The sequence below is a fragment of the Terribacillus aidingensis genome (genome assembly GCF_900215625.1).
In the GTDB taxonomy this organism is placed as follows: domain Bacteria; phylum Bacillota; class Bacilli; order Bacillales; family Amphibacillaceae; genus Terribacillus; species Terribacillus aidingensis.
In genome coordinates this window covers 172,103-185,461 of sequence record NZ_OBEK01000001.1, presented here as the reverse complement: position 1 = coordinate 185,461, position 13,359 = coordinate 172,103, and the positions used below count along the sequence as shown (strand labels likewise).

14 protein-coding genes are annotated in these 13,359 nt (G+C 44.3%); 6 read left to right on the top strand and 8 right to left on the bottom strand.

What is annotated here, in order from left to right; translation table 11 throughout:
* Positions 1–72: 72 nt before the first annotated feature.
* Together thiW and CRO17_RS00935 are read left to right on the top strand one after the other, a co-directional pair.
* Positions 73–555 (top strand): energy coupling factor transporter S component ThiW, encoded by a 483-nt coding sequence (gene thiW, locus CRO17_RS00940; RefSeq protein WP_245864522.1) that lies wholly within the window; start codon positions 73–75, stop codon positions 553–555.
* A 101-nt stretch (positions 556–656) separates the two neighbouring features.
* Positions 657–1,706: a glycoside hydrolase family protein gene (locus CRO17_RS00935; protein ID WP_097038397.1), complete on the top strand. Its 1,050-nt coding sequence runs from the start codon at positions 657–659 to the stop codon at positions 1,704–1,706.
* Positions 1,707–1,738: 32 nt separating this feature from the next.
* On the opposite strand, the gene CRO17_RS00930 is transcribed toward CRO17_RS00935, so the two are convergent.
* Entirely contained in the window at positions 1,739–1,957 is a 219-nt protein-coding gene (locus CRO17_RS00930) for a hypothetical protein (protein ID WP_097038395.1), read from the bottom strand.
* A gap of 55 nt (positions 1,958–2,012) precedes the next feature.
* A complete protein-coding gene (locus tag CRO17_RS00925; protein WP_097038393.1) occupies positions 2,013–2,672 on the bottom strand; it encodes a bifunctional 4-hydroxy-2-oxoglutarate aldolase/2-dehydro-3-deoxy-phosphogluconate aldolase in 660 nt (219 codons plus the stop codon).
* Between the two features lie 99 nt (positions 2,673–2,771).
* Here CRO17_RS00925 and CRO17_RS00920 point away from each other — a divergent pair, with 99 nt between their 5' ends.
* Positions 2,772–3,533 (top strand): IclR family transcriptional regulator, encoded by a 762-nt coding sequence (locus CRO17_RS00920; protein ID WP_097038392.1) that lies wholly within the window; start codon positions 2,772–2,774, stop codon positions 3,531–3,533.
* 33 nt (positions 3,534–3,566) lie between these two features.
* Here CRO17_RS00920 and CRO17_RS00915 read toward each other — a convergent pair whose 3' ends face one another.
* The 4 genes from CRO17_RS00915 to kduI all read right to left on the bottom strand — a co-directional run bounded on the left by CRO17_RS00915 (position 3,567) and on the right by kduI (position 7,417).
* Positions 3,567–4,517, bottom strand: coding sequence for a sugar kinase (locus tag CRO17_RS00915; protein WP_097038390.1), 951 nt, complete (start codon positions 4,515–4,517; stop codon positions 3,567–3,569).
* 57 nt (positions 4,518–4,574) lie between these two features.
* On the bottom strand, positions 4,575–5,585 hold the full coding sequence (gene kdgT / locus CRO17_RS00910; protein ID WP_097038388.1) for a 2-keto-3-deoxygluconate transporter: 1,011 nt from the start codon (positions 5,583–5,585) through the stop codon (positions 4,575–4,577).
* A gap of 212 nt (positions 5,586–5,797) precedes the next feature.
* Positions 5,798–6,574 carry a 2-dehydro-3-deoxy-D-gluconate 5-dehydrogenase KduD gene (gene kduD / locus CRO17_RS00905; protein WP_097038386.1) on the bottom strand — a complete coding sequence of 259 codons (777 nt, stop codon included), beginning with the start codon at positions 6,572–6,574 and terminating at the stop codon, positions 5,798–5,800.
* Positions 6,575–6,586: 12 nt separating this feature from the next.
* Positions 6,587–7,417: a 5-dehydro-4-deoxy-D-glucuronate isomerase gene (kduI, locus tag CRO17_RS00900; RefSeq protein WP_097038384.1), complete on the bottom strand. Its 831-nt coding sequence runs from the start codon at positions 7,415–7,417 to the stop codon at positions 6,587–6,589.
* A gap of 326 nt (positions 7,418–7,743) precedes the next feature.
* Between kduI and CRO17_RS00895 the strand changes: the two genes are divergently transcribed.
* From CRO17_RS00895 to CRO17_RS00885, 3 genes are all read left to right on the top strand, one after another.
* On the top strand, positions 7,744–9,408 hold the full coding sequence (locus CRO17_RS00895; RefSeq protein WP_179636756.1) for a LytS/YhcK type 5TM receptor domain-containing protein: 1,665 nt from the start codon (positions 7,744–7,746) through the stop codon (positions 9,406–9,408).
* A gap of 8 nt (positions 9,409–9,416) precedes the next feature.
* Complete coding sequence (locus CRO17_RS00890) at positions 9,417–10,142, top strand: LytR/AlgR family response regulator transcription factor (RefSeq protein ID WP_097039997.1); 726 nt, start codon at positions 9,417–9,419, stop codon at positions 10,140–10,142.
* A gap of 110 nt (positions 10,143–10,252) precedes the next feature.
* Positions 10,253–11,479, top strand: coding sequence for an L-lactate MFS transporter (locus tag CRO17_RS00885; protein WP_097038383.1), 1,227 nt, complete (start codon positions 10,253–10,255; stop codon positions 11,477–11,479).
* A gap of 33 nt (positions 11,480–11,512) precedes the next feature.
* Here the strand turns inward: CRO17_RS00885 and CRO17_RS00880 are convergent, their stop codons facing one another.
* Together CRO17_RS00880 and CRO17_RS00875 are read right to left on the bottom strand one after the other, a co-directional pair.
* Entirely contained in the window at positions 11,513–12,064 is a 552-nt protein-coding gene (locus CRO17_RS00880; RefSeq protein ID WP_097038381.1) for a GNAT family N-acetyltransferase, read from the bottom strand.
* A gap of 56 nt (positions 12,065–12,120) precedes the next feature.
* Entirely contained in the window at positions 12,121–13,317 is a 1,197-nt protein-coding gene (locus CRO17_RS00875; RefSeq protein WP_097038379.1) for an AGE family epimerase/isomerase, read from the bottom strand.
* Positions 13,318–13,359: the final 42 nt, after the last annotated feature.

Genomic DNA, 13,359 nt, shown 5'->3' with positions numbered 1-13,359 from the left:
ACAATACACTAACCCCTGCTCTCCCCTCTCCATCATAGGAGCTTAACAGAATACATAACAAAGGAGCTTCTAATGCAAACAAAAAAACTCACGCTTATGGCTGTTCTTGTCGCAATCGGTGTACTTGGAGCCCAGTTTATTTGGTTCCCGGCAGGTGTTGCCCGTGCTTTCCCTGTCCAGCACGCGGTAAATGTTATTACTGCCGTTTTGCTTGGACCTGTTCCCGCTGTTGCTGTCGCCTTTGTTATTGGACTTGTCCGTAATATGCTCGGTCTTGGAAGTTTACTAGCTTTTCCAGGAGGCATAATTGGCGCCTTGCTAGCAGGTCTGTTTTATCGTTTCTTTAAGCGTAAAGGTGCCGCGGCAATTGGTGAGATGATCGGCACTGGGGTTTTCGGCTCTTTACTCTCCGTCCCAATAGCGAATTTGCTGATGGGGCAAGAAGCCGGTGCATTAGCATTTGTACCAGGTTTCTTAGCCAGCTCCATTACTGGCGCTTTGCTCGGCTGGCTGCTTCTTAAACGATTAAACAAACATACAGAGTCACCAAAGTAAGGCTCTGCCATAAATACGAAGCGCACTGTACGTGAATCACTTTTATCTTAGTATGATTAGCTGCTCTTCCGTCCATACTGCTTGCTAGTGAGGTGGTAAAGATGGAGGCAAAACCAAATCTATTATATTCCATGCTGGATGGCTATAAGCCAATCCGTAATTTACTAGGGTTAGGTGATCCTTGTGTAGAGAAGATTGATGATCAATGGTGGATGTTTTTCGGTGGATTTCAGCGTAATTTTAAAAATAACTTATTCAGCGCCAGTCTCCCAAAAGGAGAACCGCTGACTACAGAGAATAAATGGCAAATCTCAACTTATCCTGGAAAATCGCATAAAGCAAAGCCCTTGCTGCCGCAGCCGAAAGAAGCTGCTTGGGATCGTTATGGTTTGCATGAACCTTGTTATGTGGAGGGGAAAGTGAACGGAAAACCTGTCCGCCGCATTTATTACACAGGACGAAGCGCCAGTAATGTATTGGGTAACGAATCTCCTTACAGTATCGGCTGCTTGGAATTGCGGCACGGCAGGTGGTTCCGGCACCCGGATCCAGTAATGATTGGAACAGTACGAAATGACAGTGTACTTGCTCCAAAAGTGATTTACGATGAAGGAAAATGGAAAATGTGGTTTGCTGCAACACCGCACGAACCAGGAAAAGGCGATATCCCCATGCATGAAGTGTACGCTGCGGAAAGTGAGAATGGCCTGGATACATGGTCGAAGCCACGTTTGTTTTTCACCCGGGAGGATGCTTTTACCCATGCTCGGCCAAAGAAAATTAACAATATGTACTACTTACTTGTCAGCCGCTGCGGCAATGCTTTTGGTGAGGATACGTATAAACCGCAAGATCTCTGGTTATTCAAAAGTAAGACTGCCAGCTTTACCAGGGCGGATTGGTCGGAGGCTCCGCAACTGCTGATTAAGGCGGATACGGGAGAGGATTGGTACCAAAACGGCATATTCGGTTCATGTCTATGCATGGATGATAACGGCGAAATGGTGATCTTCTTTTCTGCTATCAACAAATCTATCTATTGGATTAACGAAGCTGGAGCCAAATTGAAGCAAGGAAAGAAGCCCCCATTCCCTGCGCCATTCTATTTTACTGTCGGAAATCTGCGGGTAAAGAATGTACAAACAAAATAAGCAGGAAGTGCTGACCCGCATTTCCTGCATTATTACTTTCGCATTTGCCTTACATTTCGAACAAACTTCGGCCCTCTTTTGATCCCCTCCACACCTGCCATACTGCAAACGGAAGCAATAATTATTCCTGCTCCCAATAATTTCGCTGTCATATAAAGCCCTGAACCCGCTGCGATATCAATAAGCAGAAATGAATAGATAGCTGTTGCGTTTACAACAATGATGACAATTTCTTTCTTCTTTACCGTCATAGTGCAAGCCCCCTTCACAATGTTCAGTGTATGCCAAGGAAAGCTTGACTCATGTTTAAATATTCACACGTTCTGTTCTTGCTTCTCTAACTTTTTGAACGTATTGCCGTGCTATGGAAGTGATTTTGGCAAAGTCACCTGTGGCTGCTGGTGCTACAAGATTCCCGCCAACCCCTACTGCAACTGCCCCGTTCTGCAGCCACAGTCCAATGTTGTCCAAGTCCACTCCTCCTGTAGGCATCACATTAACTTGCGGCAAGGGAGCTCTGACAGCTTTGATAAAACTTGGTCCATAAACACTTCCTGGGAAAAGCTTCACAATATCTGCGCCCGCCTCCATTGCGTGTTTGATTTCGGCAATTGTCATACAGCCTGGCAAGTAAGGGACTTGATAGAGATTGCATATCCTGGCTGTCTCGGCATCAAAGGCCGGGCTGACGATAAAGCGCGCTCCTGCCAGCATCGCAAGACGTGCTGTTGTGCTATCAAGCACTGTTCCTGCTCCGATCATGACATTTTCGTTCTCTTTATATTGCGAAGAAAGCTCTTTTATCACCTGATCTGCGTCACGGACTGTAAACGTCACTTCAATTCCTGTGATACCACCTTCGATACAGGCATCTGAAATATGAATCGCCTCCTCTGGCGAATCAGCACGAACAACAGCAACAATCCCTTGCTCGCTAAGCTTGGTTAGAACAAGTGCTTTTTCCATCTGTATTCCTCCTATTTTATATAAGGCGTTTTACAAACGTTAACCGTTCCCGTATCATAAGATATAAGTAATGATCGCAATAGAAACGGAGTAATACCTATGTCTAATGTGCAATCACTCGAACGTGCTTTGACCATTTTGAATACGCTTTCTGATTATCCTGACGGCCTGACAATAGCCAAGCTTTCTAAACTTGTTGATTTATCGAAAAGCACTACACATCGGCTTCTCGCTACACTTGTTAATTTGAATTATGTGGCGAAGGATCCGGAAAACGACCGTTACAAAGTTGGCTTGCAGACACTGTATGTCGCGCGCAGTGTTCTGAATAACAATAATATAGCAACGGTGGCAAAACCATTTCTTAAGCAGCTATGCAATGACGTGAATGAGACCGTGCATCTTTGCCTGGAGGATAAAGGTGAGATTGTTTATATTGATAAGCTGGAAAGCAATCAGACCATTCGCATGTACTCCCGCATCGGCAACCGGGCACCCATGTACTGTACCGCTGTCGGTAAGGTGCTTTTGTCCGGTATGACTCCCGGACGATTGGAAGAGATTGCTGATGCCACAACATTCTCAGCACGGACACCTCGCACCATCACTTCAACAGAAGCACTTAAAGAAGAAGTAATAAGCGTACGGCAGCAAGGCTATGCGCTTGACGATATCGAGAATGAAGAAGGCATCCGGTGTATCGCAGCCCCGATTTACAGCCATGAACACCGCATCGTAGCGAGCTTCAGCATTTCCGGACCGAGTAACCGCGTGACGATGGAGCGCGTGAATGACGAGTTGATCAAAAAGATGAAAAACTGCAGCCAAGCGATTTCTCGAGCTTTAGGTTATAGCGGCTAATACGGAGACCTTCCAAGCGGAAGGTCTTTTTTGTCAGCCAATTGGTTCCCGTTTCATAAATTGCCGCAGCTCTTCTCGGTCCGGCAAACCGTCATTATCGCCAGGCGCCATAACTGCCAGTGCACCAATTGCAGCTCCCCTAGCTATGCAATCAGACAACTTCAGTCCTTCCAGCATTGCGCTTACGACACCGACCGCAAAACCATCTCCAGCTCCAACTGTGTCGACAACTTCATTCACCGGAAAACCTTCTGTATAAAATTGCGTTCCATCAGCACAGCTTGTAAACGCTCCTTCCGCGCCCAGTTTTAACACGACATTAGGTACGCCCGCCGCATGATAAAATGCAGCAATATCAAGTACATCACGCTTGCCCGTTAATTGTTTTCCTTCAGCAATTCCTGGGAATATAACGTCTGCCTGACTGGCTAGAGCGTTGATCACCTGCACCATCTCTTCTTTATCCGGCCACAGACCTGGACGAATATTTGGATCGAACGATATTTGCAAACCTTGTTCTCTCGCTTCTTTCATCATTTGGAATATAAGCTCACGACAGCTAGCCGATAATGCTGGCGGAATTCCAGTAAGATGAAGATGATCATAGTCGGTCCACTTAATCTTCTTGATCAGCTTTCTGTCCATATGAGATGCTGCTGAATTTTTTCGGGCCGAGAACACCTCAGGGTCTCCACTTTTCACTTTTTGCTTCCATTGCATTCCCGTTAGATAAGCAGCATTATAGTTGACGTAAGATGTATCTATTTGATTTTTTTGTAAGAATTTGTGAATGTTTCTGCCGAACGGATCTAATCCAAGCTGCGTGATATATGTTACATCGTGCCCCAGCCGCGCCATTCCAATAGAAAAGTTGACCTCGGCTCCGGCGATAAAGCGAGAAAAGCGTTCCGCATCGTCCAGCAATCCTTCTTGTTCCGCAACAAATAACGCCATCGGTTCCCCAATAGTAAGAATCCTTCTCATCTTTCAACGTCTCCTTTATGCAAAGAGAGACATACTGTATATGCCTCTCCATTTGTTTTATACAGTATTTGAGTTAATATTGTCCGAATCAATAGCAGCGTTATCCGAACTTTGTTTTTCCTTCTTCTTCATAAACTGCGCCCAATAAGCCGTAATGATTGGGACAAGAACAGAAGTAACAACAACAGATGCTGCGACAAGCGCCGTAGCTGCTTCTGCAACAGGCATGAATTCTGGTATCATCGTTGCAATAATCATTGGGTTGGCAACTGCCGCTCCGGCTGTACTGGACGCTGCAATACCAGCTGTTCCGTTTCCGCCTCCAATGAACTTATCTGCAAGCATAAGCGGTATACCAGTAACAATAATAACTAGAACACCAAGGAGAATACCTGCAATACCTGTATCAAGAATGACTCCCAGATCAATTGAATTACCTAATGCAAAGCCGAAAAATGGAATCATTGTTTGTGTTGCTTTGCCAAAGAAAGTACGAAGATCGCTATCAAGGTTTCCTAGCAGGAAACCGACTAAGAATGGAAGTACCGCTCCTGCAAACACTTGCGGTTCAAAGGCAGCAAGTCCGGTGGAGCCAAGAATGATCATTGTCATGAGCGGACCAGATTCCAAAGACATAAGCACAAATGCTCCGGCTTCTTCCTTGGATCCATACTGCTGCATAATGGATGCATATAAACCGCCATTGGTCATATCCATCGCAGCAACAAGTGTTAACACCGAGAATCCAGCAAACAAGCCAGTTTGAATACCGCCTTCAGGCAGGAACTGTGCTGCAACAATCGCTACAACCCATGCAACTGCAATTTTCGTGATGACGAGCGTGCCTGATTTTCGAAGAATGGTACCAGTTGATTTCAACTGAATGCCAGCTCCCATACAGAAGAACCAGACAGCCAGAATAGGAACGGTACCAGTCATGAGTCCGCCTGTAAACGAACCAAAATAATCTGCTGAATTTGGTGCAAAGGTATTAATGATTGCCCCTAAAAATAACGGTACGAGCATAAGCCCGCCAGGAATTCTCTCCATCGTCTTCATTATTTTCATTTTGCATCCCTTACCTTTCTTTATAGGTAATCGAGCAAAAGAAATTGAGATATTTGAATCACACGAGGTGATATGCTATTTTAATAATGATCGGCCAGATCATTGGATGAGAGGGTGGCATACACAAAGATGTTCCAGATCTTTGGTCACCTTCCCAGTCCTCTCAATCTCTCTTTCCCGTCAATCAGATTTGACGCCATTCATCCGCATGCCTACCTTGCCAGCCAGCCACCATCAACAGCCAGTACGTGACCATTCATATAATCGGATGCACGGCTTGCTAAAAATACAGCCACACCCATTAAATCAGACGGATCCGCCCAGCGGCCGCTTGGAATTCGCGATAATATTTCCGCATTTCGCTTTTCATCTGCACGAATCGGTGCTGTATTCGCTGTGGCAACATACCCCGGTGCGATGGCGTTTGTCTGGATATTGTACGCTCCCAGCTCGTTCGCAAATGCCTTCGTTAATCCAGCTACTGCATGTTTGCTTGCTGTATATGACGGTACAAACTTTCCGCCTTGGAATGACAGCATAGATGCCACATTGATGATTTTTCCGCCGCCTTGTTCTTTCATCACTTTCGCCGCTTCCTGCCCTAACAAATAGACTGCGTGCAGATTCACATCCATGACTTTATCCCAATCTTCTTCTTTATACTCCAGCAGCGGCGTCCGAATAATAGTCCCCGCATTGTTTACTAAGATATCAACTCTGCCAAATACATCTGCGCAGCTAGCAACTACTTGCTTTACTTGCTCTCTATCTGTTAAATCAGCTTGATGGAAATGCGCCTTGCCGCCGGACTGTTCAATCAGTTCCTTTGTTTCCTCCCAGTCATCTCTATGTGTCACCACGAAAACTGCGGCCCCAGCTTTAGCCAAAGCGACAGCGTATCCTTGGCCAAGTCCTTTACTGCCGCCCGTCACGATTGCAACCTTGCCTGCCAGATTAAAATAATCCATTGAAAAGTCCGTTAAGCTCATTGTTCTCCTCCTTTAGCGAAGCTCATCCATCGCCACTTTATCCATATCGGTGTATGTCTTGTTTTCACCAGCCATCCCCCAAATGAACGCGTAATTGCTTGTTGCGCTTCCGCAATGAATGGACCAAGGCGGAGAAATTACTGCTTGCTCATTTTTCATAACAAGATGGCGGGTTTCCGTTGGCTCGCCCATTAAATGAAACATACGCGCTTCCTCATCCAGATCGATATACAAATAAGCTTCCATGCGGCGATTGTGGGTGTGAGTCGGCATCGAATTCCAAACACTGCCACTCTCAAGAATGGTGATACCCATCGCGATTTGACAGCTCTGAATACCCTCGATGTGAATGATACGGCGGATAACACGTTCGTTAGCACTTTCCTTAGCTCCCATGCTATCACCGGGAACATCTTGGAATGATACATGTTTCGTAGGATAAGAAGTATGTGCCGGTGCTGAGAATAAGTAGAACTTTGCCGGTACGGCTTCCTCATTGCTTGTAAAAGTTAATTTCTCCTTGCCCTTGCCGATGTAGATACAATCTTTGTTCGCCATTTCATATGATTCGCCATCTACTGTGATTGAGCCGCTACCGCCAATATTAAAAATCCCGACTTCCCGTCTTTCCAGGAAGTAATCTGCTTTAATTTCGTCATAACCTTCCAAGGAAATAGCACTGCCAGCCGGTTGGATACCGCCGATGATTGTACGATCCTCCATACTATAGACAAGTTTGGTTTCTCCAGATACAAATAGGTCCTCAACCAAATAATGTTTTCGCAATTCCTCTGTCGTGAATGTTTTTGCATGCTCTGGATGCGTCGCATAACGCAGTTCCATTCCAATCATCTCCTTCCTTTATTTCCGTTGCTTTTCCGCAACTATGAAACCCCTTACATTTAGGTTGAAATAAAAAGCACCGAAAGCTCGATACCCCCTATCGTTCCACTATGTGGTATGGTGTTTCATTATATGTATTATAGCGCTTTCATTCCTTTAAATCCAGCCTAATCCTTAAATATGTTATATTATTTCCTTTTTTTATAAACCGGTTTTCTTTATCCAATAAATCTACTATCTGGCATCTTAATCAACACCTTGCCAATTCCCTTCCAGTCTAAAAATCTGATAAAATAACACTAACAAAGATGAAAGGGATTACACCGATGAACCCGACCTTAGAAATGATTATCTCCATATTTGAACGTGCTGCTTTACTGCTGATTATTCTTTTCTTCCTAACGAAAATAAAAGGGTTTAAGGAGATTCTCCAGAAAAAGCATCACTCCGTTCGAGAACTTAGTGTATTGACTATCGTATTCTGCAGCTTTGCTATTTTTGGCACCTACTCTGGAATTGAAGTGGAAGGATCTCTTGTTAATATCCGCACAGTGGCTATTATTTCTGGAGGAATCTTATTCGGACCGTGGGTTGGTATTATCACGGGGATTGTATCCGGTTTACACCGCTATCTAATCGATATTGACGGGATTACTTCTCTTCCTTGCTTGATTACTAGCATAACAGCTGGCTTTGCTTCAGGTTTTATCAATAAAAGAATTAAGAAGCATCGCTGGTGGTATGTTGGTATTCTCACCGGTGTGCTGTGTCAGGCACTAACGATGACGTTAATCATCACACTTAGCGAACCTAGATTGCTAGGGATTTCTATTGTGGAGCAAATTGTTATACCGATGATGGTAGGCGAAGTGAGTATTGGATTATTAGTCCTGCTCGTCCACAACATTGAAGGCGAGAAAAAACAAATTGCGGCTGCGCAAGCAAAACTTGCATTAGATATAGCGAATAAAACACTGCCATATTTCCGTTCGATTACGCCCGCTTCCTTGCAGCGTATATGTCAGATTATCAAAGAAGAAATAGGTGCAGATGCTGTAGCTATAACAGATACCGAAACAGTTATTGCTTATCACGGTTTAGGTGCAGAACGCTATCAAAACACTTCCCGCATCGTAACAGATATGACCAAAGAGGCACTTTCCAGCGGAGAGATTGTCATTCGAAATGAAGCCGATGACCTGCATTTGCCGCAAATGCATTGTTTGCTAATTGTTCCTTTTCAGGAAGGGAACGAGGTCACAGGTGCTTTGAAGATTTATTATGAGAAGAAAAACAGAATCACAGATTCTCTGCAAACACTCGGCATTGGACTGGCACAAATCATTTCAAACCTTATGGAGATATCACGGATTGAGCAGATTAAAGAAGCAGCTAATAAAGCAGAGCTAAAGGCGCTGCAATCAAAAATCAACCCGCATTTTCTCTTTAATTCGCTTAACGCTATTGCCTCTACAACGAGACGTGATCCAAACCGTGCGCGTGAACTGATTCACAACTTGTCCGGCTACTTGCGTTACAACTTGGAACTGCACGATGAAATGATTGCTATTGAAGAAGAACTAAAGCAGGTTCGTGATTATGTAGAAATTGAGAAATCGCGCTTTGGTGATAAGCTTCATATCGTCTATGATATTGATCCTGTACAGGTAAAGGTACCAAGTCTCCTGCTGCAGCCTTTAGTGGAAAATGCGATTCACCACGGCGTGCGAAAAAGCAGATGGCAGGGAGCAGTTTACCTTTCTGTAACAGCGCAAAAAGACTTTATACGAATAAGCGTATCAGACACAGGTGCTGGCATTGAGAAAGAAATTGTTGAAAAGCTTTATAAAGATGAAGCAAGTGTTAAAAATATTGGATTGGCAAATGTACATCAGCGGGTCCGCCTAAATTACGGTAAAGGTCTAACGATTAATCGTCTGGATCCTGGCACGGAGATTTATTTTGATATACCGGTAAAGGAAGGAAAATAATTATGACGTTGCGCGCAATCATTGCAGAAGATGAATTCCCCGCTCAAGAAGAGCTGCAATATTTAATTGAGACATATAGTTCGATTGAAGTAACAAAATGCTTTGATGATGGCTTAGATGTGCTCAAGTATTTTCAGGAAAACACAACGGATATACTTTTCCTCGACATCAACCTGCCTTCGTTGGATGGAATGATGCTTGCCGGAAGTTTAGCCAACTTCAAGCAAAAACCAATTATCGTGTTTACAACTGCTTATAAGGAACATGCTGCAAAAGCATTCGAGCTGGAGGCCTTTGATTATATTTTGAAGCCATATAGTGAAGAGCGTGTTGCCTCGATGCTTCAGAAACTTGAAACAAAAGTACAAGCACCAAAGCCCATAACACCAGAACCCAGCCAAACAACCGAACGATTGAATGTTTGGAAAGAAGAGAAAATCTATGTGATCAACGTACAAGATATCGCATACGCTGAAGCTGACGAGAAACAGACAGTAGTTCATACAAAGGATGGTATCTACACCTATCCTGGTTCTATCAGTACATTTGAGGAGCTCCTTTCAGCCGGGATATTTTTCCGCTGTCACCGCTCTTATATTGTGAACACCGAGCGAATCCATGAAATTCTGCCTTGGTTTCATAATACGTACCTTGTCAAAATGAAAGGAATGGACGAGCAAATACCAGTCAGCCGGAGCAAGGCAAAACAGTTTCGACAAATCATGCGCCTTTAAGGACCATTCATTCCCCTGCATATGCAATTCATGAGAAACCGCTTTCAAATACATCCGCAAAGGATATTATAAAACTATCAAAACAACGCAGATGAAATGAGGGGTTTCTCATGAAAACAGGAACGAACCGCTGGCTGATCGTCCTCGGTACGATTATTACACAAATTGGTCTTGGAACTATTTATACTTGGAGTTTATTTAACCAGCCATTGGCTGATGCATATGGATGGAGCGCCTCAGCAGTGGCAGTCACCTTCTCTATTACAAGCTTTGCATTAGCAATTGCTACTTTATTCGGCGGAAAGCTGCAAGATAAATTAGGTATTAAAAAGCTCGTTATTTGTGCAGGTATCTTGCTTGGAGCCGGCTTGATGCTAAGTTCCTTAGCTTCATCACTATGGCTTATCTATCTGCTCGCAGGTGTGGTCGTTGGCTTTGCAAACGGAATTGCTTACATTACGACACTATCTAATGTGATCAAATGGTTCCCAGAAAAGAAAGGTCTTATTTCTGGTATTTCCGTAGGTGCCTTCGGTACAGGAAGCCTTGTTTTTAAATATATTAACCAATTCTTGCTCGCTTCTGCAGGTGTACAAGGTACATTCTTAATCTGGGGAATTGCTGCACTTGTCTTAATCAGCGGAGGCGCCTTCTTGCTGAAGGATGCATTGCCGCAAGAAACAAGCGCAAGCATAACTCAAAAGGACTTTACTATTAAAGAAATGCTGAAAACCAAGCAAGCATACATCCTATTCGTCATCTTCTTGACTGCATGTATGAGCGGATTGTACTTAATCGGTATCGTGAAAGATGCTGGTATGGAACTAGCCAATCTTTCTGCTGCTACAGCAGCAAATGCTGTCGCTATCGTAGCAATTTGTAATACAACAGGCCGTGTCGTGCTAGGTGCACTATCTGATAAAGTGGAGCGATTATACCTAGTTGCTGCAGGATTGATTGTTACAGCTGGTGCTGCTGCAGTTCTTAGCTTGGTGGAGCTTTCCACAACCTTATTCTTTATATGTGTAGCAGCCGTCGCGTTTTTCTTTGGCGGAAACATCACCGTGTTCCCAACGATTGTAGCAGATTACTTCGGTTTGCAAAATCAAGGTAAGAACTACGGTGTCATTTATCAAGGGTTTGGCATTGGCGCTTTGGGCGGATCCTTTATCGCTACCCTTCTTGGCGGTTTCCAGCCAACATTTGTAGCAATTGGCATCCTTTGTGTCATCAGCTTCTTCCTAGCTGTTACGGTTCGCAGTCCGCAGCAGCCAGCAGCTGTTAAGAAGCAGCGCACACGTCAAAAAACAAGAGCCGTGCCGTCTCAGCTGCATTAATCAGAAAACCAGGAGCACACTTTGCTCCTGTTTTTACTTTGTACGCGGATCTGTCGCCAAAATAGAATACTTATAATGATCTTCAAACTTTCCATCTATCCGCAGTACATCACGCTCCAGCCCTTCCCGCAGAAAACCACATTTCTCTAACACAGCAATAGACCCTTTATTTCGGGGCATTACCCCTGCTTCTACACGATAGAAATGTGCTTCTCCAAACGCAAAATCAAGCACAAGCTGAACTGCCTCTGTCATATAGCCATTTCCGTTATGTGCTCTATCAAGCGAGTAGCCAATCATGCACCGATTCGACGTTTTCCGTTCAATGAAAAATAAAGATACAGTACCAATTAAACTTCCGGACTCTTTTAGGAAGATTCCGAATTCGTACCCTTTATCTTCCCGCCAATCCTTCAAAGCAGCCCCGATATTCTTTCGGTACGTGTTATGTGTATAATCGGTATCGTTTCGTTCCACCGGCGAAATCGATTCAAATAGCTCCCGGTTACGTACGTTCAAATCTAAAAGCTGTTCGGTATCTGTTTCCTTCAATGGTCTTATTAGTAATCTATCACTCTGATACACCTGTTTCGCCCCCTTTGTCTTATTATACCGAAATAAAAAAGGATCTGCGCATGATGCTACAGATCCTCCCCGCGGTAAGACATAATCAGATAGCTGGCACTGATTGGATGATAATCCGTTTTCGGTGAAGGGCTCTTCACTTGTCCTTCTACTTTATTATCTGCTGTCAGCCATGGATACCATGCGCCGTGCTCCGGATCGATGAAGACACCCTGCACATAGCGGAATAGCTCTTCGTAATGTTTGCCATAGATATCATTTCCTGTCTGACGATGGAGCAGTGCTGATGCAGCCAAGGCTTCTGCCATTACCCAATAGGATTTTCCTTTATCAATAATCTCTTTTTCCGGACTCATCGCGAAATAAATCCCGCCATTGCTTGCATCATAGTAATGTTTCCAGCCCATCTGATACAATTCTTCCGCTCGTTCCAATAGCCAGCTAGTTGGCTGATGAAGATTTAACCAAGCTAAGAGTTTGCTCCATTCCAACTGATGCCCCCCGACAAAACCGTATGCCCGGAATTCATCTCTCGTTTCACCATAGTTGAAACTTTCATCCTTCATCCACACTTCGTCGTAGTTCTCCCAAATGAGTCCTTTGCTTTGGGCTGCGAGCTCATTGGTTACTTTGTCTGCGATGCTCAGTGCTTGATCCAGGTAATGACGCTGAGCAGTCGCTTCATAAGCTGTAATCAACGATTCACACATGTGCATATTACAGTTTTGTCCGCGATATTCCAGGAAGCTCGACCAATCACGGGTCGCTTCGTCTTTATATAGTCTGGCTGCAGGCTCATACAATTTTTCCGTCAGTACTTGATAAATATCTGCAAGCAGCTCGTCCGCTCCCTCTATTTCTGCCTCCACTGCAGCAACGGCTGCCCGGAAGATAAAAGCATGGCCGTAGGTAAGCTTTTTATCATCTGCTGCACCGCCCTCTTTCCATTCTGTGTAATAACCGCCGTATTCGTGATCTCGCATTTTATTCTGAAAGAAGCTGATGCCATGTTGTGCCGCTTCTTTATATTTCTCTTTTTCTGTGAGCATGTAGCCAACACTGAAGTTATACAGATGGCGCGCTTGCCCAACGATGTGTTTCGTTGTGTCGTTTGTTAATGATCCGTCCATGTAATAGCCTTCGTGATAGCCGCCATACTTCCTGTCTAATGCTTGCGGATAGTAGAATACAAGTGTTTCTTCAATATGCTGAAGCAGCCCTTGCCTTGTATAAAAATCGAACGTATTTTTCACGTCTCGGCACCTCTCTCGTTTTGGTATGTGTCTTTTATTTTC

Coding starts and splice junctions, on each gene's coding strand:
- thiW (WP_245864522.1), top strand. CDS start 73: ATGCAAACAAAAAAACTCACGCTTATGGCTGTTCTTGTCGCAATCGGT.
- kdgT (WP_097038388.1), bottom strand. CDS start 5,585: ATGAAAATAATGAAGACGATGGAGAGAATTCCTGGCGGGCTTATGCTC.
- CRO17_RS00885 (WP_097038383.1), top strand. CDS start 10,253: ATGAAAACAGGAACGAACCGCTGGCTGATCGTCCTCGGTACGATTATT.
- kduD (WP_097038386.1), bottom strand. CDS start 6,574: ATGAGCTTAACGGACTTTTCAATGGATTATTTTAATCTGGCAGGCAAG.
- CRO17_RS00925 (WP_097038393.1), bottom strand. CDS start 2,672: ATGGAAAAAGCACTTGTTCTAACCAAGCTTAGCGAGCAAGGGATTGTT.
- CRO17_RS00930 (WP_097038395.1), bottom strand. CDS start 1,957: ATGACGGTAAAGAAGAAAGAAATTGTCATCATTGTTGTAAACGCAACA.
- CRO17_RS00920 (WP_097038392.1), top strand. CDS start 2,772: ATGTCTAATGTGCAATCACTCGAACGTGCTTTGACCATTTTGAATACG.
- kduI (WP_097038384.1), bottom strand. CDS start 7,417: ATGGAACTGCGTTATGCGACGCATCCAGAGCATGCAAAAACATTCACG.
- CRO17_RS00915 (WP_097038390.1), bottom strand. CDS start 4,517: ATGAGAAGGATTCTTACTATTGGGGAACCGATGGCGTTATTTGTTGCG.
- CRO17_RS00895 (WP_179636756.1), top strand. CDS start 7,744: ATGAACCCGACCTTAGAAATGATTATCTCCATATTTGAACGTGCTGCT.
- CRO17_RS00935 (WP_097038397.1), top strand. CDS start 657: ATGGAGGCAAAACCAAATCTATTATATTCCATGCTGGATGGCTATAAG.